Annotated in this window: 15 protein-coding genes and 1 tRNA gene; 8 read left to right on the top strand and 8 right to left on the bottom strand. The window is 75.8% G+C overall.

From position 1 onward, the window contains the following. Window positions 1-118 precede the first annotated feature (118 nt). The 3 genes from ACRYR9_RS07010 to ACRYR9_RS07000 all read right to left on the bottom strand — a co-directional run bounded on the left by ACRYR9_RS07010 (window position 119) and on the right by ACRYR9_RS07000 (window position 2526). Window positions 119-1240: an EAL domain-containing protein gene (locus ACRYR9_RS07010; RefSeq protein WP_432493776.1), complete on the bottom strand. Its 1122-nt coding sequence runs from the start codon at window positions 1238-1240 to the stop codon at window positions 119-121. 140 nt (window positions 1241-1380) lie between these two features. Beyond that, window positions 1381-2130 carry a polyprenol monophosphomannose synthase gene (locus ACRYR9_RS07005; protein ID WP_432493774.1) on the bottom strand — a complete coding sequence of 250 codons (750 nt, stop codon included), beginning with the start codon at window positions 2128-2130 and terminating at the stop codon, window positions 1381-1383. 174 nt (window positions 2131-2304) lie between these two features. Continuing rightward, entirely contained in the window at window positions 2305-2526 is a 222-nt protein-coding gene (locus ACRYR9_RS07000; RefSeq protein ID WP_432493772.1) for a DUF1737 domain-containing protein, read from the bottom strand. A 256-nt stretch (window positions 2527-2782) separates the two neighbouring features. Between ACRYR9_RS07000 and ACRYR9_RS06995 the strand changes: the two genes are divergently transcribed. Beyond that, window positions 2783-3178 (top strand): hypothetical protein, encoded by a 396-nt coding sequence (locus ACRYR9_RS06995; RefSeq protein WP_432493770.1) that lies wholly within the window; start codon window positions 2783-2785, stop codon window positions 3176-3178. A gap of 240 nt (window positions 3179-3418) precedes the next feature. Here ACRYR9_RS06995 and ACRYR9_RS06990 read toward each other — a convergent pair whose 3' ends face one another. Further along, on the bottom strand, window positions 3419-4531 hold the full coding sequence (locus ACRYR9_RS06990; protein WP_432493768.1) for an acyltransferase family protein: 1113 nt from the start codon (window positions 4529-4531) through the stop codon (window positions 3419-3421). 265 nt (window positions 4532-4796) lie between these two features. Here ACRYR9_RS06990 and ACRYR9_RS06985 point away from each other — a divergent pair. Both ACRYR9_RS06985 and ACRYR9_RS06980 read left to right on the top strand, forming a co-directional pair. Next, window positions 4797-4889 (top strand) — tRNA-Ser (locus ACRYR9_RS06985). Between the two features lie 26 nt (window positions 4890-4915). After that, entirely contained in the window at window positions 4916-5323 is a 408-nt protein-coding gene (locus ACRYR9_RS06980; protein WP_432493766.1) for a hypothetical protein, read from the top strand. 25 nt (window positions 5324-5348) lie between these two features. On the opposite strand, the gene ACRYR9_RS06975 is transcribed toward ACRYR9_RS06980, so the two are convergent. Beyond that, window positions 5349-6257 carry a diacylglycerol/lipid kinase family protein gene (locus tag ACRYR9_RS06975; RefSeq protein WP_432493764.1) on the bottom strand — a complete coding sequence of 303 codons (909 nt, stop codon included), beginning with the start codon at window positions 6255-6257 and terminating at the stop codon, window positions 5349-5351. A gap of 189 nt (window positions 6258-6446) precedes the next feature. On the opposite strand from ACRYR9_RS06975, the gene ACRYR9_RS06970 reads away from it, so the two are divergent. After that, on the top strand, window positions 6447-6827 hold the full coding sequence (locus ACRYR9_RS06970; RefSeq protein WP_432493762.1) for an ATP-binding protein: 381 nt from the start codon (window positions 6447-6449) through the stop codon (window positions 6825-6827). A 109-nt stretch (window positions 6828-6936) separates the two neighbouring features. Here the strand turns inward: ACRYR9_RS06970 and ACRYR9_RS06965 are convergent, their stop codons facing one another. Continuing rightward, window positions 6937-9072 carry a PP2C family protein-serine/threonine phosphatase gene (locus ACRYR9_RS06965; protein ID WP_432493760.1) on the bottom strand — a complete coding sequence of 712 codons (2136 nt, stop codon included), beginning with the start codon at window positions 9070-9072 and terminating at the stop codon, window positions 6937-6939. Window positions 9073-9252: 180 nt separating this feature from the next. Between ACRYR9_RS06965 and ACRYR9_RS06960 the strand changes: the two genes are divergently transcribed. Then, window positions 9253-10923: an EAL domain-containing protein gene (locus tag ACRYR9_RS06960; protein ID WP_432493758.1), complete on the top strand. Its 1671-nt coding sequence runs from the start codon at window positions 9253-9255 to the stop codon at window positions 10921-10923. Here the strand turns inward: ACRYR9_RS06960 and ACRYR9_RS06955 are convergent. Next, window positions 10884-12443 carry a GGDEF domain-containing protein gene (locus ACRYR9_RS06955; protein WP_432493756.1) on the bottom strand — a complete coding sequence of 520 codons (1560 nt, stop codon included), beginning with the start codon at window positions 12441-12443 and terminating at the stop codon, window positions 10884-10886. The genes ACRYR9_RS06960 and ACRYR9_RS06955 overlap by 40 nt on opposite strands. A 272-nt stretch (window positions 12444-12715) precedes the next feature. Here ACRYR9_RS06955 and ACRYR9_RS06950 point away from each other — a divergent pair, with 272 nt between their 5' ends. Beyond that, window positions 12716-13015 carry a hypothetical protein gene (locus tag ACRYR9_RS06950; protein ID WP_432493754.1) on the top strand — a complete coding sequence of 100 codons (300 nt, stop codon included), beginning with the start codon at window positions 12716-12718 and terminating at the stop codon, window positions 13013-13015. Beyond that, a complete protein-coding gene (locus ACRYR9_RS06945; RefSeq protein ID WP_432493752.1) occupies window positions 13012-13626 on the top strand; it encodes a GAF domain-containing protein in 615 nt (204 codons plus the stop codon). The genes ACRYR9_RS06950 and ACRYR9_RS06945 overlap by 4 nt, the downstream gene beginning before the upstream one ends. Before the next feature lie 339 nt (window positions 13627-13965). Here the strand turns inward: ACRYR9_RS06945 and ACRYR9_RS06940 are convergent, their stop codons facing one another. Then, window positions 13966-16221: a putative bifunctional diguanylate cyclase/phosphodiesterase gene (locus tag ACRYR9_RS06940; RefSeq protein WP_432493750.1), complete on the bottom strand. Its 2256-nt coding sequence runs from the start codon at window positions 16219-16221 to the stop codon at window positions 13966-13968. Window positions 16222-16651: 430 nt separating this feature from the next. Here ACRYR9_RS06940 and ACRYR9_RS06935 point away from each other — a divergent pair, with 430 nt between their 5' ends. Further along, window positions 16652-19621 carry a cell wall-binding repeat-containing protein gene (locus ACRYR9_RS06935; RefSeq protein WP_432493748.1) on the top strand — a complete coding sequence of 990 codons (2970 nt, stop codon included), beginning with the start codon at window positions 16652-16654 and terminating at the stop codon, window positions 19619-19621. Window positions 19622-20398: the final 777 nt, after the last annotated feature.

Genomic DNA, 20398 nt, shown 5'->3' with positions numbered 1-20398 from the left:
GCGCCCCCCCCCCCCCCCCCCTCCCCCCCCCCCCCCCCCCCCCCCCCGCGTTAAAGGCCCCCGGTTCAGTAAACCCCCGACAACCACCACCGAGGGGTCAGGGGTCAGGGGTCAGGGGTCAGGGGTCGCGGGGCTGGGCGGGCAGCAGGAGCGTGGTCGTGTCCTCGGGCCGCGCGAGGCGCAGCGGCGGTGCCGCCGGGCGGCCCAGCAGGTACCCCTGCGCGCAGTGCACCCCCAGCTCGCGCAGCGCCGCCAGCTCCCCGGCCCGCTCCACGCCCTCGGCGACCATTGTCGAGCCCACCTCCGAGGCGAACCCCACCAGGGCGCGGGCCACGGCGCGGCGCGCGGGGTCGGTGTCGATGCCGCGCACGAACGCGATGTCCAGCTTCACCACGTCGGGCGACAGGTGCAGCACGTGCTGCAGGCTCGCGAACCCGGACCCGGCGTCGTCGACGGCCAGCCGCAACCCTCCGGCGCGCAGGGCGGCGGTGCCCTCCGCCAGCGCCGCGTAGTCGGCCACGGGGTCGTGCTCGGTCACCTCCACGACGATGCGCTCCGGCCGCGAGGCCAGCAGCACCTCACGGGTGGCGGCGTCCATCAGCGCCTCGGCCGAGGCGTTGACGCTCAGGTACGCCCCGGCGGGCAGCACCGGCAGCAGCGCCAGCGCGGAGACCAGGGCCGCGCGCTCCAGCCGCACGCCCGCACCGGCGGAGCGGGCGTCGGCGAACACCTGCTCGGGCCCGCGCGGGTAGCCGTCCTCGCCGGTGAACCGGCTGAGCGCCTCCGCGCCCACCACGGAACCGGTGCGCAGGTCCACGATGGGCTGCAGCACCGTGCTGCGGCCCCGCCCCTCCACCAGGGCGTCCAGGGACGCCAGCCGGCCCCGGTGCTCGTCGCGTCGCCGGTCGCGGTGGTGCAGGACGCCGGCGACCAGGGCCGCCACGACGTTCAGGGCCTCCAGCTGCCGCGAACCCAGCGGTTCGGCGTCGTCGGCCGGCACGCCCAGCAGCAGGCCGCCCGACGTGCCGTCGGGGCGCAGCACGTCCACGGCGGGCGCCGCCCGCAGCAGGTCCTCCTGCTCCAGCAGCCGGGCCGTGACCTGCGGGTCCAGCGTGCTGGAGGCCTGCTCCACGACCGGCCGTCGCCCGGACGGGCCGGTGCGCGCCAGTGCCGCCACCGGTGTCCCGAAGATGTCCCGGGCCAGGTCGAGCAGCTGGGCGACGGCGTCGTCGTCCGCCACGCGCCCCCCCGCCTCGTCGGTGCCCCGGTGTCCTGGGCGGGGTCCTGCGAGCGCTCGGTCCCCCGAGACCGGGCGCGACGTCCCCCACCGCCAGAGCGACCCTGGCAGATCACGCTCCGGGTAGCAACGGCGACAGGCCGTCAGGAGCGGGGTGGTCGTCCCGACGGGCCGTGCCGGCGCATCCGCCACACCGCCCCCATCGCCTCGGTGATGATCGCCCCGGACATCTTCGAGGTGCCCGCGGTGCGCTCGGTGAACAGGATCGGCACCTCCCGCACGGTGGCCCCGCGCTGCAGCGCCGCCAGCGTCGTCTGGATCTGGAACGCGTACCCCGCCGCGGTCAGCTCGTGCAGGTCCAGCGAGCGCAGCAGGTCCGCGCGCCACGCCTTGTACCCGCCGGTCAGGTCCGCCACCGGCGCGCGCAGCAGCACCCGCGCGTAGGTGTTCGCCCCGCGCGAGAGGGCCTTGCGGTACCAGGGCCAGGCGTCGTCCAGGGCGCCGCCGGGCACGTACCGCGCGCCCAGCACCAGGTCGGCGCCCGCGGCGAGCTCGTCCAGCATCCGCGGGAGCACCTCGACCGGGTGGGAACCGTCGGCGTCCATCTGCACCACCGCGTCGTGGTCGCCGGTGCGCAGCGCCTCGGCGAAACCCGCCCGGTAGGCCGCACCCAGGCCGTCCTTCACCGTGCGGGTCAGCAACCGCACCCGGCCCTCGGGCAGCCCGGCGGCGATGCGACGCACGATCTCGCCCGTCCCGTCGGGGGAGGAGTCGTCCACGACGAGGACGTCGGGCTCGGCGGGGGAGTCGAGCAGCCGCTGCAGCACCGCGGCGATGTTGCCGGCCTCGTCGTACGTGGGCAGGACGACGACGGCGCGGAGGGCGTGGGGCAACGGGACTCGCTCGGGCTCGTCGGGGCGGGGGACGGCCGACGCTACCCCAGGGCCCCCACCCGGTGCCCGGCCCCTCACGGCCCCCGCCGCGCCGCGATCGGAGGAGTCGCGACTGCCTGGACCACCGCGGGCTCGTCGGGGCGGGGCGGGGCGGGGCGGGGGCCGTGGGGGTCGTCAGGCGTTGACGGGGACGAAGCGCGGGGTGTTCGGGCCGGGCAGGACGACGGCCTGGGCGGTGACGACGCGCTCGCCGTCGAACGTCAGCGCCGGCGAGCCGTGCAGCTCGTACCCCTCCGCCAGCGCGGCGCTGACCTTCTCGCAGAACGCGCGGTCGTCGGTGCCGGTCAGCAGCCGGTAGCGCAGGCGGGCGCCGTCCTCGCCGGGGTTCGTGGTCATCGCGGGTTCCTCGTTCCTCTCACGGGGTGGGCGGGGCCTCTCCGGGGCCGAGCACACCGGCCGGCGTCCCCGCCCCGTCCCCTCATCCTCCAGCACGAGCACCCGGCACGGTCCGCCGTCACCGGCGGTGGCCGTCGGCGAGGGCCCCCGAACGGCCCATCGAGCGGCGGGCCGTCACTGCCGAGAACCCCAGCAGAGCGGCCCCACCCCCCCCGGCGCGGCCGCCCGCCCGCCCGTCCGTCGAGAGGAGGCCACCGTGAACGCCCCCGCGCGTCGCGCCACCGTCCGTCCACCCGCCCACCCGCGCGCCGCCGTGCCCGAGCCCGCCAGCGCCGCCGAGGTCACCGCGCTGGCCTCCCTGCTGATGCGGCGCCCCGAGCTGGTCCGCCTCGACGACGACACGCTGCTGCTGCGCCTGGCGCGCACCACGGCCGTCGGGCACCTGCTGCGCTCGCGCGCGGTCGCCACCCTGGGCGACGCCGAGCGCCTGCTGGACGCCATGATCGCGGACGGGCGTGCCGTCGTCCTCGACCTGACCGACCCCGCCCCCCGCGAGGGCGTCCTGGCCGTGCGCCGCCCCGCCGCGGCGCGCGACCTGCCGCGGGCGCGCGACCTGGCCCGCGCGCTCGCCCCGCTGGCCGCCCGGCGCTGAGAGGGGGCCGGGCAGCCGCCCAGGGCCAGCGCCAGCAGCTGCCCGCCGTTGAGGCCCAGCCCCGCCCCGCCGGCGACGCCCTCGGGGCGGTCCACCACGACCGAGTGCCGCCCGCTGGTGCCGACGGCGGCGCCCGTGCCGGGCAGGGACCGCACGTGCGCCTCGATGCTCACCACGTGGTGGTGCTCCCGCCGGGCGGCGGGGGCTCGCCGCCGCTCAGCGGCCGGCGCTCGCCGTCGCTCAGCGGCCGGCGCTCGCCGTCGCGCCCACCGCGTCTCGGCGCGGCCGTCGCTGCCCGCCGGTGCGGCGGCGCAGGGCGCGCTTCTCCACGAGGTGCCACGAGGCGTAGCCGCAGGCCAGCGCAGCCACGACCGACACGGTGGCGAACCACCACACCGGGGCGTCGCGCATGCCGAGGTGCGCGATGAGCAGCTGCTGGGCGACGAAGCCGTAGATGTAGGCGCCGTAGGTGGGGTCCCCCAGGGCCGTGATCGGCCTGGCCCAGCCCCACGTGCGGGTCCCCAGGTGCAGGACGACGACGGTGCCGCAGGGCACCAGCGCGATGGACAGCGGCGCCTGGACGGCCACGAGGAGCGCCACGACGGCGGCCGCGGCGATCGCCGCCCGCCCCGTCGGGCGCCACCCCCACGCCCGCACCGCGGCGGCGGCGAAGAAGTAGGCGATGAGCTCCAGGCGCAGCGCCACCGGCACGAGCTGGCCGCCGGCGACGTTCTCCGAGACCAGCCGCCAGCCCAGCAGGGCCAGGACGGCGGCGACCGCGGTCAGGTGGCGGGGCGACACCCAGCCGCGCCAGCCCGCGAAGCCGATCAGCGCGTAGGCCAGCACCTCCACGCCCAGGGTCCACAGGACGCCGTTGACCATGGTGGAGGGGTTGCCGGAGAAGACGCCCGGCAGGTGGTTCGCGTAGGGGAACACCAGCGCGTTGCGCACGAGGTACTCCCACGTCCCCGCCGTGCCGAAGTAGTCCGGTGCCGTGGTGGTCAGCGGTCCGAGCACGAACACGACGAGCGCCAGCATCACCAGCAGCCCCGGCATGAGCCGCCGCGCGCGCTTGGCGGCGAAGGGGCGCACGCGCGGCTCGCTGAGCCAGCTGCCGCACACCAGGTACCCGCTGACGACGAAGAAGACGATGACCCCGACGCGGCCCAGGTTGAAGGCGAAGTCGCCGAACACGAGCAGGTCCGGCTGGGTGTCGCGGTCGCCGAAGGGGAGCTGGTGCGCGTGGCTGACGACGACCGCGCAGGCGGCGACGATGCGCAGGACGTCGAAGCCGCGGGGGCGCGCCGCCGCGGGGGCGGTCGTCGCCGGCTGGGCGGGTGTGGTCGCGGCCAAGGGGCTCCTCGAGGTTCATCGGTGCCGGCCCGGAGCGGTGGCCCGGAGTGCGGCCTGGTGCCCGTGCGGGAGGTGGGGTGGTGCTCCGGGTCCCGGACTGTAGTGAGGCCCGTGGGGCGGTTGTCACGAATTCCCGGGGCGTTGTGGTGTTCATCACAAGGTGATGTCACGGAAAGTTCATGGACCTCTGCGCAGCGTCGTGCTAATGCGCTCGGGACGTCATCCGAGGGGTGGCAGACTGGGTGCGCCGCGGCTGCCGCGGCGAGGAGGGCTGGCCGAGTGGTTGAAGGCGGCGGTCTTGAAAACCGCTAGGGAGGTACCCACTCCTTCCTCATGGGTTCGAATCCCATGCCCTCCGCACCCGCACGTCCCCTGGAGGTCCCCGTGAGCACCACCGCTCCCGAACTGCCCGCGCAGCGGCGCGCGGCGGCGATCCGCGCCTACCGCACCCTGCCGGCCGCCGACCGCCGCGACGTGCTCGCCCTGGCCCGCCAGGGCCGGCGCCACCCCGACGAGCGCGTCGTGGCCGTCGCCTGGTGGTACGCGGCCTCCGTGCTGCAGCCGCGCTGGTGGAACCGCGTCCCGGCGGGGCTGCTGCCCGTGCCCGGCCTGGTGGTGCTGTGCGTGGCGTTCGCCGTGGACGCCTGGCCGCTGGCCGTGGTGTCGCTGCTGATGATCGCCGCGGGGCTGAACCTGGTGTGGCAGCGGCTGAGCACCGAGCCGCTGCTGCGCCTGGCCCGGCCCGCCGAGGTCACCGGCGCCACCGAGCCCGCCGGCGGCTCCGCCGGCTGAGCCGGGGCTACACGCACCCGGGGCCTCAGCGCACGGTGCGCAGCGCCAGCGGCAGGCACCGCACCCGCACCGTCGCCTCGCCGGTCACGGGCAGCACCTCGCCGTCCATCTGCAGCGGCATGGGGTTGCGGGTGCGGAACTCGTACGGCTCGCTGCGGGACTCCACGCGGTGCCGGCCGCGCAGGACGCGCGCGAACTCCGCCAGCAGCCGCAGCTTGCTGCGGTGCTTGATGAGCAGCACCTCGAAGCGGCCGTCGTCGGGTGCCGAGTCGTCGGAGAGGTGCGCGTACTTCGCCATCCGGTCGATGTTGGCGAACAGCAGGCTGTCGATGCGGACGTCCCGGCCGTCGTGGGTGAGGGTCATCGGCCGGTACTTCCAGAAGGCCCTGGCCACCAGGAGCTTCTCCTTGACCGCGTCCAGGTCGTTCTCGTTGAGGGCTGCGGCCGCCACGGGCGTGATGCCGACGCCGACGTAGGAGTGCGCCACGCGCGGTTCGCCGTCGCCGGTGTCGACCTCCAGCAGGTCCATGCGGTCGGGGCGCCCGTCGCCGGCGGCGACCTCGGCGATGGCGTCGACGAGGGGGCGGCCGTGGGTGGCGGTGGCGTGGTCGTTGGCGTTGCCGGAGGGCAGCACGGTGGCCATGCCCTCGTGGCCGGCGCGGCCGGCGGCGACGACGCCGTTGACGACCTCGTGGTAGCCGCCGTCACCGCTGGCGGAGACGACGAGCACGCCGGGGTGGCGGGCGACGTGCTCGCGGGCGAGCTGCTCGGCGTGCCCGGCGTGCTCGGTCTCGACGAGCTCCACGGGCAGGCCGGGGGTGCGCTCGGCGAGCGCGTCGCGCAGGGCGCGGGCGTTGGCGGGGCCGTCGCCGGTGCTGTTGGGGTTCAGGACGACGACGACGCGCTGCAGCGGGCTGCTGGTGGGGCTGGGCACGTCCCCGACCGTAGGGGAAAGGGCACCGTCCGGCCCTCTCGCGCGCGGACGCCGGCCGGGACTCGTGGTCTTCCCCTCCACGTGCCCCGGCCGGCGCGGGGCCATCCTGCCACCGGCGCCCGCCGCTGGGAACCCCGTCGCCGGGATCTCGGGGAGCGCGGTGGGCCGGTCGCGGCCAGGATGCAGCGCATGTGCGACGTCACGCCGAGAGCGGAGGTGGCCCTGCCGGCCGACCTGTCCGCGGCCCGGCGGGCCCGCGGGTTCCTGCGGGAGCAGCTGTGCCGGGTGCACCAGGAGGGTGCGCTGGAGCAGGCGCTGCTGCTGCTGTCGGAGCTGGCGGTGAACGCGGTGCGCCACGGCGCCCCGCCGGTGCGGGCGGTGGTGGACTGCCGGGTGCGGGTGCTGCACCTGTCGGTCAGCGACGGCAGCCGCGAGCGCCCGCGGCACCGCCGCGCCTCGGTGCGGGAGGAGTCCGGGCGCGGGGTGGACCTGGTGGACGCGCTGAGCGAGGCGTGGGGGGTGCGGCTGGTGCCCTCGGGCAAGAGCGTGTGGTGCGACGTGGCGGGCTGACCCCCGCTCACCCCCTCCCCGCGGTGATCATGCGATGTTGAGCGCTCAACCTCGCATGATCACTGCGGGGAGGGGGTGCGTGACCACCGCGGGGACGGGGGTCGGCGGGTCAGCGGGCCAGGACGCGCACGGCGGCGATGGCGACGTCGTCGTCGCTGCCGTCGGGGAGCATCCGGCGGATCAGCTCGTCGCACAGCTCCTCCAGCGGTGCGCCGGCCAGCTCCGCGACCACGGCGCGCAGCTCCGCCAGCCGCTCCTCCATGGAGCGGTCGCGGCGCTCCACGAGGCCGTCGGTGTACAGCAGCACCGTGGACCCCAGCGCCAGCTGCGTCTCGTGCTGCACCCGGTCGCGGTGCGTGCCCAGGCCGATGATGAGGCCCTCGCCCTGCAGCTCGCCCACCGAGCCGTCGGGGGCGGCCACCACCGGCGGCAGGTGCCCCGCCGTGGACCAGCGGACCCCGCGGTGCCCGGGGGTGGAGCGCGCGTCCAGCTGCAGCACCACCGCGGTCGCCAGGGTCGTCACGCCCAGCCCTTCCAGCAGGTGGTCCAGGCGGTGCAGCACCTCCCGCGGCGCCGCGGAGCGGTCGTACGCCAGCGCCCGCACGAAGGTGCGCAGCTGGCCCATGGAGGCGGCGGCGGACACATCGTGGCCCATGACGTCGCCGATGACGACGGTCGTGCAGCCGTCGGGCTGGGTGAAGGCGTCGTACCAGTCGCCGCCGACCTGCGCGGCCTCCGCGGCGGGGAGGTAGCGGGTGGCGACCTCCAGGCCGGGCGCGTCGGTGGGCGGGCTCAGCAGGCTGCGCTGCAGCGTCTCGGAGGAGCGCCGCTGCTGCGCGTACAGCCGCGCGTTCTCCAGCGCCACGCCGGCGCGGGCGCCCAGGTCGGAGGCGGTGAGCAGGTCGTCCTCGGTGAACGGGGGCCGGTCGGGGCCGCTGAGCAGCGTCAGCGCACCGGTGACCTGCCCGCGGGCGCGCAGCGGCACCACCAGGGCGCTGCCCAGGCCCAGGCGGCGCATGAGGGCGGTGGTCTCCGGGTCGCCGACGCCGCGCGCCACGTCCTCGTCGGTGACCTGCACGAGGGTGGGGCCGAGCTCGCCGCGCAGCACCCGCATCGACACCGACGTCTCCAGCAGCGCGGCCTGGCTGCGGGCGAACCGCTCGGCGTCGGCCGCGTGCGCGGGGTTCGCGTGGGCGGCGCGGACGTGCCGGGTGCGGCCGGTGGGGTCCAGGACGGTGGCGAACGCCCACTCGGCGAACGCGGGCACCACCAGGGAGGGCAGCATGTCCTGCGCGGCCTCGGGGTCCAGCACGGCGGAGAGGGCGTCGGCGACCTCGGAGAGGAACTCCAGACGGCGGCGGGCGTCGCGGGCGACGGCCAGGGCGGCGTCGCGCTCGCGCTCGGCCTGCACGCGCAGCGTCACGTCGGACTGCACGCCGACGTGGTGGGTGACGCGCCCGGAGGCGTCGTGCACGGGCGAGATGACGACCTCGTTCCAGAAGGCCGTGCCGTCCTTGCGGTAGTTCAGCAGGAGCTCGGTGACGGCCTCGCCCTTCCGCAGCGCCTCGCGGATGCGCCGCACGGCCTCGCGGTCGGTCTGCGGACCCTGCAGGAACCGGCAGTTCTGCCCGAGCTTCTCCCTGCCGTAGCCGGTGACCCTCTCGAAGGCCGGGTTCACCCACACCAGGGGGTCGTCGGGCCGGGTGGGGTCGGAGATCGTGAAGGCGAGGTCGCTGGCCAGGACGGCGCGGCTGTGCAGCTGCTCGGCGGACTCCCGGGCGTCGGCGACCAGGGCCTTCTCCCGCAGCGGCAGCAGCACCACCAGGGCCAGGGTGCTGAGCTGCTCGACGGGGGTGTCGGTCAGCGGCAGCCCCACGACCCACAGCGCCTCGCGGGCGCCGGCCATGTCGGAGCCGCGGGCGGCGCTGACGCGCTCGCCCTGGACGGGTTCGCCGCGGGCGATGCGCGAGAGGGGGGTGGCGGGTTCCCCGGTGGCGGGGTCGGCCAGGTCCGAGCCGTCGGAGGCCTGCAGGCCGGCGGCGCGGGACCACTCGTCCACCGGGCACGGCAGGTCCAGGCCGGGGGCGAGCTGCTCGGCGAGGGGGTTCGCGAAGAGCACCGTGCCGTCGGTGACGCGCACCAGCAGCACCGCGCCCGGCTGCCCGTGCACGACGCTGGGCAGCGCGTCGGCGACCGCTGCGCCCGCGACCGCCTCACCCGCGAACACGGCATGGGTCCCGTCCATCGCCGGGAGCCTAACCCGGTGGTGCCGGGCGCGCCCCGCCGACGGCCGCGCGGCCTCCGGCGGCTGCTGCGAACGGGTGCCCACCCCTGCACCGCGGGCCCGACGGCGCCGATGGTGGGCCGGTGCCGGGAGGACCGGCACGGGGCGAGAGCGGGGTGGGCCGGGGTGGTGGACGTGGACGTGCTCGAGCCGACCCGCGCGGTGCCGGCGGCGGCAGCGGAGGTGGCGACGGCGCTGGTCTCGCTGCTGGACGCCGGTGGTGAGCAGGACCTGCTGGACCGGCTGGTCGCGGCCTCGCGCGCGCTGACGGGCGCCTCGCACGGCACGGCGCTGCTGACCGGCAGCGACGGCGCGCCCGCGGTCTCGTCCCGCGGGGGGACGGACCCGGGGCCCGCACCGGTGCCGACGGGGGTGGTGCCGCTGACGGTGCCGCTGACGGCACCGGACGGCCGCGTGCTGGGCGAGCTGCACCTGGCGCACCCCCTGGGCGGCGCGGTGCTCGGCGCCGCCGAGGAGGAGGTCGCGGCCGCGCTGGCCCGGCAGGCGGGGGCGGTGCTGCACGTGCTGCGCCGCACCGAGGCGGCCGCGCGGCTGCACGCGGGCCTGGGCCTGACCGAGGAGCGCGCCGGTGACGGCGACGCCGCGCTGGGCGCGGTCTCCCCGGTGGTGCGCCGGCTGCTGGCCGGGGCCCGCCGCACCACGGGCCTGCAGGCGGCGTTCCTGTCGCGGGTGGCGCACGGGCGCCAGGTGCTGGTGGCCGTCGACGAGGACCCGGGCGCCCGCGCCCCCCTGGGCCTGGTGGAGGGCACCGGCGTGGACCTCGCGGACGGGCACGGGGCGCTGCTGCTGTCCGGGCGGGTGCCGACGTCGGTGCCGGACGCGCGCGCCCACCCGCTGCTGAGGGCGCTGCCGACCACGCGGCGGCTGGGGGTGGGGGCCTGCTGCGGGCTGCCGGTGCACCTGCCGGACGGTTCGCTGTTCGGCGTGCTGGCCGCCCTGGGCCCGGACGCCTCGGCACCGCTGAGCGGCGGGCAGGTGGAGGCGCTGCGCACGGTGGCGCAGCTGCTGGGCGAGCGCCTGGCGGCCGAGGAGCACGAGGAGCACCGGCGCGCGCAGGAGCGCGCGGAGGTGGAGGCGTTCCTGGACGGCGGTGGCCGCAGCGTCGTGGTGCAGCCGATCGTGCGGTTCGGCCCGGCGGGTGGCGCGGCGGGGCACCGGGTGGTGGGTTTCGAGGCGCTCTCGCGCTTCCGCGACGCGGACGGCTCACCCCGCCGCCCGGACGAGGTGTTCGCGGCGGCGCAGCGGCTGGGCGCCGGCGCGGGCCTCGGCGTGCGGCTGGAACTGGCGGTGGTGCGCGACGCGCTGGCGCTGCTGCCGCGGCTGCCGGCGGACGCGTACCTGTCGCTGAACTTCTCCCCGCGCACCCTGCTGCACCCGGCGGCGCACGCCCTGCTGGCGGACGCCCCGCTGGGGCGCGTGGTGGCGGAGCTGACCGAGCACGAGGAGGTGCACGACTACGCGGGTCTGCTGCGGGCCGTGGAGCCGTTGCGCTCGCGGGGGATGCGGCTGGCCATCGACGACACGGGGGCGGGTTTCGCGGGTCTGCAGCACCTGGCGGAGCTGGCTCCGGACGTGGTGAAGCTGGACCTGCGCTTCGTGCGGGACGTGCACCTGGACCCGGCGCGGCGGGCGGTGGCGCGCGCGGTGCTGGGGCTGGCCGGTGAGGTGGGCGCGACGCTGGTGGCCGAGGGCGTGGAGACGCCGCAGGAGCTGGCTCAGCTGGCGCAGCTGGGCGTGACGCACGGCCAGGGCTACCTGCTGGGGCGTCCCGCCCCGCCGCCGGGTGCCTGAGCGGGGACCTGCACGGGCAGCTGGGCCGGGAGCTGCGCGGGCACGTGGGCGGGGACCTGCGCGGCGGGCCGGCGGGTGCGCTTGTCGGCGTACATGCGCCGGTCGGCGGCGCTGAGCAGGCCCGCCAGGCCGTCGGGCCCGGGGGTGGCGGTGACGGCGCCCAGGGAGGCGCCGACGCGGGCGGTGACACCGCCGGGCAGCTCGGCGGGCGCCGCGACCGCCTCGCGCAGGCGCTCCAGCACGGCCGTGGTGGCGGGCGCGTCGGCGGGTCCGGTGCGCAGCAGGACGACGAACTCGTCGCCGCCGAGGCGGGCGAGGACGCCGTGGCCGTCGACGACCGCGGCGGCGCGGGCGACGACGCCGCGCAGGACCTCGTCGCCCGCGTCGTGGCCGAAGGTGTCGTTCACGGCCTTGAACCCGTCCAGGTCGAACAGGGCGAGCGTCCAGCCGGGGCCGGTGGTGTCGTCCAGGTGCCGCTCGGCGTGGGCGTTCAGGCCGCGGCGGCTGTGGGCGCCGGTGAGCTCGTCGCGCTGGGCGGCGGCGGCGGCGACCTGGGCGAGGCGGGCGCGGTGGGCCTGCGCCGCGGCGTGCAGCACGGACAGGGCCAGGGCGGCGACGGCGGTGCCGACGGTGGCGGCGCCGGGAGCGGTGGTGCTGCCGGGCTGCGCGGCGGCGGTGAGCCGGGCGGCGAGCAGGGCGCTGACGGCCAGCGGGGTCAGGACCTGCGTGAGGACGGTGACGGCCAGGAGGGGGCCGGGGCGGGCGGGGTCCGGCACGCGCGGCAGCGACCCGGCCGGTGCGGGCGCCGGGCGCCCGGGGTGCAGGTTCGCGGCGAGCAGCACGGCCCCGCCGGTGACGACGAGGGCCATGCCGGTGGCGCCGGCCGCGGTGGACGCGGCGCTCAGGCTGAGGACGACCACGGCGTCGCCGAGGACGAGCAGGCCCACGCCGGTGGCGGTGGCGGCCAGCAGGCGGGAGGTGCGCCGGTCGGGGCGCGGCGTGGTCCAGGCGGCGCCGACGACGGCGCCCAGGGCGGTGGCCGCGACGACCACGTCGAAGAAGCAGAACAGGGACGAGGAGCGGCCGTCGTCGACGATCGCCCCGGCGGGGGTGGCCAGCAGCAGCAGCGCGGCCGCGCCGGCGGTGGTCTGCGCCTGCGCGACGCCGCGCCGCCACGTCCAGCGGCGCCCGCCGGTCACGGGGGTGGCGTGGGCGAGCAGGCCCAGCAGGGCGGCGTAGCGGACGACCTCGGCGGCGACGGTGGGGCCGGGCTCGAACTCGCGGTCGGTGAAGGTCAGGCCGGTGGGGTCGACGGTGAGCAGCCAGTACGCGTCGCCCAGCGCGGTGAGCCCGACGTAGGTGGTGAGCAGGGCCAGGGCGTGGCGGGCGCGCCGGCACGGCGCGAGCGCGGTGATGGCGAGCAGGACGACGGTGGCGAGGCACTCGCCGGCGACGACCGCGCGGTCGATGGAGCCGTCGTAGCCGGGCAGCAGGAGCGCCCAGGTGGTGATCAGGACCACTGCGAGCGCCGCGCACGCCCGGCGGCGCCGGTCCGTCGACCGCGCCGGTCGAACCGCCCGGTGTGCTGCTGCGTCGCCGTGCACCCGTCCTCCTGGGGTCGCGCCTGGTCCGATCATCGCGGCGGCACGATTCTCGTGGGGCGCTTTTGCCTGAACGGACCGTGCCGATCTCGTCACCTTCCGTGCCTGGAAGGGTGCGTCGCCGCACCACCGGGACGGCGGGCACCCGTCCGGCTCCTGCGGGAACGGCCCGCGCCCGCCGATGGGAGGACGTGCAGCGAAACGCCCAGGTGCCGGCCGCGAACCGCGGCCTGGCCCGGCCCACCGTGGTCGACTGGCTCAAGGAGATCGCAGGGGTCGTGGGCCCGCAGCAGGCGCTGCTGGCCTGGTCGGCCGCCGTGCGCGCCACCGGCCTGCACGGCACGGCGCTGGCGCCCGAGCAGATGCGCGTCGTCGGCGAGCGCCTCGCCGCCGACGCCACCGACCCGCGGCTGCGCCTGGCCGCGCGCAGCTGCCTGCTGCGCCTGCGCGTGCACGGCGTGCTGGAGACGACGAAGGGGGCACCCAGGTGACGACCACCGAGCAGCACCAGCAGCACGACCCCGAGCGCCCGCCCGCGGACGAGGGCTCACCGCAGTGGTACGCGTGGATGGCCCGGCACCTGGCCTCCGCGCAGGTCGTCACCGACGACCCCCTGTACGACCACGACCGCCTCGACGCCGTCGCCGCCCTGCGCGCCGACGACGTCGACCACGTGCAGCCCCTCGTCGCCGACCTCCTCGCCCGCGGCGCCCACGGCACCGGCGCCCCCGTGGCGCTGCTCAACGTCGTCCTCACCGGCGCCCAGGTCATCGCCGGCGCCCACGGCCTGGACGGCTGGATGGCCGAGACGCGCGCCACGCCCGCCGAGTGGGCGCTGTGCGCGCGGGTCGTGCGCTCCGGCGAGGAGCTCGTCGTGCCCGACCTGCTGGCCGACCCCGCCACCAGCGAGAACCCGCTGGCGACGGTCGACGGGCTGCGCACCTACGCCGGGGTGCCGCTGCGCACCGCGTCCGGGCAGGTCGTGGGGTCCGTGTGCGTCATGGGGGGCGAGCCGCGCGAGTTCACCGAGGCGGACCTGGACGTGCTGCGGGCGGTGGCGGCGGAGGCCGCCGGGCGCCTGGAGGACGCGAGCGGCGCCTGAGCGTCGCGCGGGGTCGCTGGCGCGTGGTCGCCTCCGGGGTGGGCGGCAGCGGGTGCTGCGGCCGGCTCTCCGCCCGCTGCCGGGTGCACCGTCTTGCCCGGGTGCGCGGGGCGGGCTCCGGACGCCGACCTCCGCACCCGCCGCCACCCTTCCCTCCTTCCCCGCCGCGGTGAGCCGTCGGCACGGTGAGGTCGGAGGGGGTGGGGTGTCCTGGTCGCCGGGCGTCCGGAGCCCGCCCGGCCCACTCGGGTGCGCTCCGCACCCGGTCGCTGGCGGAGAGCCCGGAGGGCAGGGCGCCCCGGCCCCCGGGCGCGAACTCACCCCCGGGCACGAGACCCGTCAGGCGTGGGGAGCCAGGACCCCCGGCACCGGGTAGGTGCGGGTGAGCTGCTCGGCGAGGGCGGTGCGCGGCACGGCGGCGCAGTAGAGCCAGCCTTGCCCGAGGGGGGCGTTCATGGCGCGGCAGGCGTCGGCCTGCTCCTCGGTCTCGACGCCCTCGACGACGACGGTGAGGCCGAGGCGGGTGGCGAGGTCGACGACGCAGGTGACGACGGAGCGCCCGTTGCCGGCTTCGGTGAGGGAGTTCGTGAGGGAGCGGTCGATCTTGAGGACGTGCACGGGGAGCCGGTCGAGGTAGCCGAAGGCGGAGTAGCCGGTGCCGAAGTCGTCGATGGCGATGCGGCAGCCGAGGCCGGCGAGCTCGGTGACGACGCGCTCGGCGGGGGAGTCGGCGTCGAGGAAGACGGACTCGGTGAGCTCGAGGGTCAGCAGGTGCGGGGGCACGTGGTGCCGGGTGAGGACGTCGCGGACGGTGTCGGCGAAGCCGGGGGACTGCAGCTGCACGACGGAGACGTTGACGGCGAGGCCGACGCCGGCGCGGAAGACGCCGGCGTCGTGGGCGAGGTGGACGGCGCTGCGCAGGACGTGCTCGCCGAGGGCGACGACGAGGTTGGACTCCTCGGCGACGGCGATGAACTCGCCGGGGTGGATGCGCCCGAGGACGGGGTCGTCCCAGCGGGCGAGGGCCTCGAACTTCGCCACGCGGCCGGTGCGGAAGTCCACGATCGGCTGGTAGTGGACGTCGACGGTGCCCTGCCGGATCGCGGTGGTGAGCTGCTCGCGCAGGAGGCTGCGGCGGGCGTGGGCGGCGGCGACGTCGCCGGAGTAGACGGAGACGTGGCCGGGGCCGGTGAGGCGGGCGTCGCGCAGGGCGATGTCGGCGTGCAGGAGCGCGGTCAGGGGGGCGGTGGTGCCGTCCGTGCCGGTGGTGCTGCCGCCGGCGGGCTGGGCGGGGCAGGGGGCGATGCCGGCGACGGCGCGCAGGGGGAACCGCTCGGCGTGGGGGACGAGGGCGGGCACCTCGGCGACGACGCCGAGGAGGACGTGCGCCAGGCGCAGGGCGTGCTCGGCGTCGCCGGGGAGCAGGACGGCGATCTCGTCGCCGGAGGTGCGGTGGGCGGTGCCGCCCCAGGGGGCGGCGGTGCGGCGGACCTCGTGGGCGGCGGCGCGGATGAGGGCGTCGCCGGTGCTGACGCCGAGGACGTCGTTGACGTCGTCGAGGCCGGTGAGCTGGAGCAGCACGAGGCAGTGGTCGCGGTCGGGGCCGGTGAGGGCGTGCTGGAGGGCGGCGCGGTTGGGCAGTCCGGTGAGGTCGTCGTGCAGGGCCTGGGTGGTCAGGCGCGCGGTGCTGCGGTCGACGGCGCGGGCGGTGGCGACGTGCCGGGCGGTGAAGGCGGTGAGCACCCACAGGTAGAGGGCGAAGAGCGCGGGGTCGGGGCGGGGTGCGACGACCATGAGCGTGATGTCGGCGAACAGCACGGGCCCGGGCACGAGGGTGGCGATCTCCATGCGGCGGGCGGCGCGGGCGGCGGCGACGCCGGCGTGCCGGGGTGCTGCGGCGGGGGCGCAGGCGGCGGCGATGAGCCCGGCGAGCAGGGCGGTGACGATCGCGAGGTGCGCGACGTCCTGGTGGGGGGTGAGCGCGGCGATGGTGGTGGCGGCGGTCATGGCGCCGGCGGCGATGGCGGCGGGCCGCAGGCGGGTGTGCTCGATGCCGAGGGCGGTGGTCATGCCGGCGTGGGCGGAGGCGACGAGGACGAGCACGAGGGCGGTGACCTGCCAGGCGGTGTCGCCGTCGGGGTTGGTGCGGTGCAGGACCTCCCAGCCGGCGACGGCGAGGGCGCTGCCGAGCACGAGGGCGTCGAGGACGAGCGGGGGGTCGTCGGTGCCGGTGCGGACGGCGAGGACGTGCTGGACGCCGAGGGCGAGCATCCCGAGCATCGCGACGGCGAGGGCCAGGTGGGTCAGGCGCAGCGGGCCGAGGGTGGTGTGCGGCCAGAGGCCGGCGGTGGTGACGCCGACGCCCCAGACGACGGCGGCGACGCCGTAGGAGAGGGCCTGCAGCCGCCCGAGGACCCAGCGCGCGAGCAGGGGGAGGGCGGCGCTGAGGAGGCAGGTGAGGCCGACGACGGTGGTGAGGTGGTCGGCGGTGTGCCAGCGGTGCTGGACGAGGGGTGCGAGGGCGAGCAGCGGCAGCGCGAGGACGGCCGCGACCGCGGCGCGGGCGCGCGGGGTCGCGAGGGCTGCTGCTGTCACGGGGTGTGCATCGGCGTGGTGGGGGCGGGTCTTGACCGTGTCCCGCGGGTCGGCGCCCTGCGGTGGCCCGGGCGGGACCCCGCGAGGGTCAGGGGGTGGGGGTGCCTGCGTGGGGGCGGCACCACCCGTTCGCACTAGTGCGGGAGGGCCTGGAGGGGACAGCGGGACTGGTGGGGCGTCCCGTTACCAAACTGTTATGTAGGGCCGCTCAGGGCAAAAGTGCAGGTCACGCCGTGTGTCGGTTGCGTTACAGCCAGGTCGAGTCCCACGAGTCACATCACTCACCGTGTTGCCATCGTGACTCTCGTGTACGTTCGTCAGCGTCACCAGGGCACTCCGCTGAGTAGTGGAGGAGCTGGCGGCAGCAGGCTCGCACTGAGCCGGCCCCCGTGGGGGGGAACATCACTTCACAACTGCCTTGGAGGCAATCGTGACCGCAGCAACCTCCCGGTTGCGCCGGCGTGGTATCGGGGCCGGCGTCGCGGCTCTCGTGGGTCTGACCACCGTCGGTTTCAGCGCTACCTCGGCCTCGGCCGCTCCCAACTTCGAGATCACCCGTCCCGCTCAGGTCGCCGACCGCTTCGAGACCGCCGCCAGCGTCGCGCTGGCCGCGTTCCCGAACGGCGCCGAGAACGTCATCGTCGCCAACGGCGACAACGCGGTGGACGCCCTGGCTGCCTCCGTGCTGGCCGGGACCGACATCCCGATCCTGTACGTGACGAGCAACGAGGTTCCGGCGGCGACCGTGGCCGCCCTGGAGCAGCTCGACCCGTCGACCTCCTGGATCGTCGGTGGCTCCGCCGCCGTGTCCGCGGCCGTCGAGGGTGAGCTGCCCGGCACCATCGAGCGCATCGACGGCGCCACCCGCTACGAGACCGCTGCCGCCCTGGCGCAGACCGTCGTGGACAACGCCGACACGGCCCCCACCTCGGTCTTCCTCGCCCGCGGTGACGACTTCGCCGACGCCCTGGCGATCGCCCCCTACGCGGCCAAGTCCGGCACCCCGGTCCTGCTGACCGAGACCGGCGCGCTGAGCGAGGCCGCTGCCGCCTTCCTGGCGGAGAACGAGATCACCGAGGTCACCGTCCTCGGTGGCACCGCCGCCGTGTCGGAGGCCGTGGTCGAGGAGCTCGAGGCGAACGACGTCACCGTCGAGCGCATCCGCGGCGCGAACCGCCAGGCGACCGCCGTCGACATCGCCAACACCGAGGCGTTCGGCTTCTCGAACACCGGTGTGGCCCTGGTCAACGGCTGGCGCCCGGTCGACGCCCTCCCGGCGTCGGTGTGGGCTGCGCAGCAGAACTTCCCGATCATCCTCACCGCCGGTGATGTGCTCGGCACCGAGGCGCAGGGCTACCTGACCGCCAACCAGGAGACGCTGGTCACCGGCCTCGCCATCGGTGGTACCGGTGCCATCCCGGCGTCGGTCGTCGAGGCGGCCGAGCAGGCCGCTGGCGCGGTCGAGCCTGCACCGACCAACCAGGACTTCACCATCACGGCGAACGATGATGCTGTGGTGGGCGAGGGCAGCGAGGTCAGCTACACGGTTGCCGGTCTGCCCGCTGGGGACGTGACCATCGCCCTCGCGTCGGCGGACGCCGTCGCCAACGCGAACGGTGTCGTCAGCTTCGAGGACACCGATGGCATTGCGGACCTGGGTACCGTTGGTGCCCGCGTGCTCTCCGTCAACGACACCGTCGTCAGCTCGCCCTCCGCGGTGGTCACCACCGAGGTCGAGGCCGGCTCCATCACCTTCACCATCGGTGGCCGTTCGGCGACCGAGGAGGCCATCGTCCCCGTCGTCTTCGTGGACGCTGAAGAGGACGGTCTGGACGTCGGTGACGATGGGGCGCCGGTCGACGCGTTCGGTGTCGGCCCCGTGACCACCTTCGCCACGGTCGCCGGTCTGGTCGCTGACCCTGAGGAGGCGCTGCGCCAGTACGGGACCACGTACCAGCAGAGCGTCCAGCTCGTCACCGACACCCGCAACGACGACGGTGACCTCGAGACTGCTCCCTACGCCGGCGAGACCGTGGTCTTCCAGGTGAGCCGTGGCAACACCGTCGTCAGCACGCAGACCGCGACGACGGATGCCAATGGTGTGGCCTCCTTCAGCTACACGCTCGCCGACCCCAGCACCAACACCGGTGACACGACCCAGGACACCATCGTCGCCTGGCTCGACGCCGACGGTGACCGCATCAACGACGACGTGGCCGCAGAGCCCCAGGTGACTTCGACGGTCAACTGGACCGACGCCGCTGCCGCCACCTCCGTGCTGACGCTCGACACTGCCTCCGAGTACGCCGAGGTGGGTTCTGCCACCAGCGTGACTGCCGAGGTCACCGACCAGTTCGGCAACCCGCTGGCCGGTGAGGAGGTCGTCTTCACGATCGCCCGCCCCGGTAACCCCAACGGGACGTTCACGCGCACCAGCAACGCCGAGGGCATCGCGACGCTGAACTACACCGGCCCGGCCACCCCGGCCGTGGACACGGTGACTGCCGGTGTGAACACCGACAGCGACGCGGACCTCGACGTCAACCAGGTCGCTCCGGCTCAGGTCACCTGGTACGCCGAGGCGGAGGAGTCGGCGGAACCGCAGGCGGGCCCCGTTGTCGAGGCTGACACCGATGCGAACGTCGCGTACGTCACGGTGAATGGTGCGACCCTTCAGTTCAACTACGGTGATGGCCCGCTCTACTCCCTCGGTGGCGACCCGGTGACTCTCGCTGGCTTCGAGGACGCCCTCACCGTGGCCCTGGATGACCCGACCCGAGTGGCCAGCCTGTCGGTCGACGACTACCTGGTTGAGGACGCTGCCACGACCTTCGCGCTGACGGTCTCGGCCGCCCCGGTGACGCCGACGCCGCCCGCGCCTGCGGCTGCGTCCATCACCACCGTGAACCCCGCGACGGGGGCGGCTGCGGGTGGCGACGTTGTGACCATCACGGGGACTGGGTTCGCCAACGCGACTGCTGTCAACTTCGGCACTACCCCGGGCACGGCCTTCGACGTGGTGAGCGACACCGAGATCACGGTGACCACCCCGGAGGGTACCGGTACGGTCAATGTGACCGTGGTGGACCCTGATGGCAACGACACCGAAACGGGCGGCTTCGTTTACGAAGCTGCTGCCCCCGCGCCTGCGGCTGCGTCCATCACCACCGTGAACCCCGCGACGGGGGCGGCTGCGGGTGGCGACGTTGTGACCATCACGGGGACTGGGTTCGCCAACGCGACTGCTGTCAACTTCGGCACTACCCCGGGCACGGCCTTCGACGTGGTGAGCGACACCGAGATCACGGTGACCACCCCGGAGGGTACCGGTACGGTCAATGTGACCGTGGTGGACCCTGATGGCAACGACACCGAAACGGGCGGGTTCATCTACGTCTGATTCGGAGCGATATCATCACTTATTGGTGATTGACGCTCCTCAAGCTGGGGCCCTGGCATATGAGCCAGGGCCCCAGTTCGTATATGTGGGCCTTGATTGCCGGCTCTTCACGATCGAGGGTGTAGTCGGGGACTGAACCTGCCGGCCTCCAGTAGGGACCGGGCGATGTGGTTCGTGAGGTTGCGGAAGACGACGTCCAGCCGCGCCAGGCGGGCGAGGTCCTCACACATCGCTGCGTCCGCGGGGGCACGCAACCACGCGAGCGTCCCGTCCGCGCCTCAGGCCAGGGACCGCCAGCCGCCCGCGGAACCCAGTTCAGGACGCCCCGCACCGTCCGCACCGGCGACGAGGGCGCGCGAGGCCTCCGCACCGTCCGAGCCCACGCCGTAGCCGATCACGCGAGGCGGGTGTCGCCGGGGAACCAGGACACGTCTTGCGCGGGTTCCGCCGCGACCTCGTGCTGGGCGCCGGTGACGGCGTCCACCGTCAGTAGGCTCATCTGGTGCGCCCGGGCGGGTACCCCGTGAAGGCCAGCAGCGGCCCGTCCGGGGTGGCGGCCTGTGCACCCCCCAGACCCAGCAGCAGCGCACCCGCCGTCGCCGCGGCCCCAACGTCGTGCGTCGTCCCACCACGGCCCCCTCGGATCTGCGGGCCCCCATCACAGCACCCGCCAGGTCGGTGCGCTCCGGGTTCCCCGGGACGCCCGCGCCGAGCCCTGGTGACGCATCCCGGTAACCCCGACCCGAACGCCGACCGCCCGAGGGTCGAACCTCACCG

This window comes from Kineococcus auxinigenes, assembly GCF_050871525.1.
GTDB lineage: Bacteria > Actinomycetota > Actinomycetes > Actinomycetales > Kineococcaceae > Kineococcus.
This window is presented reverse-complemented; position numbering and strand designations above follow the sequence as displayed.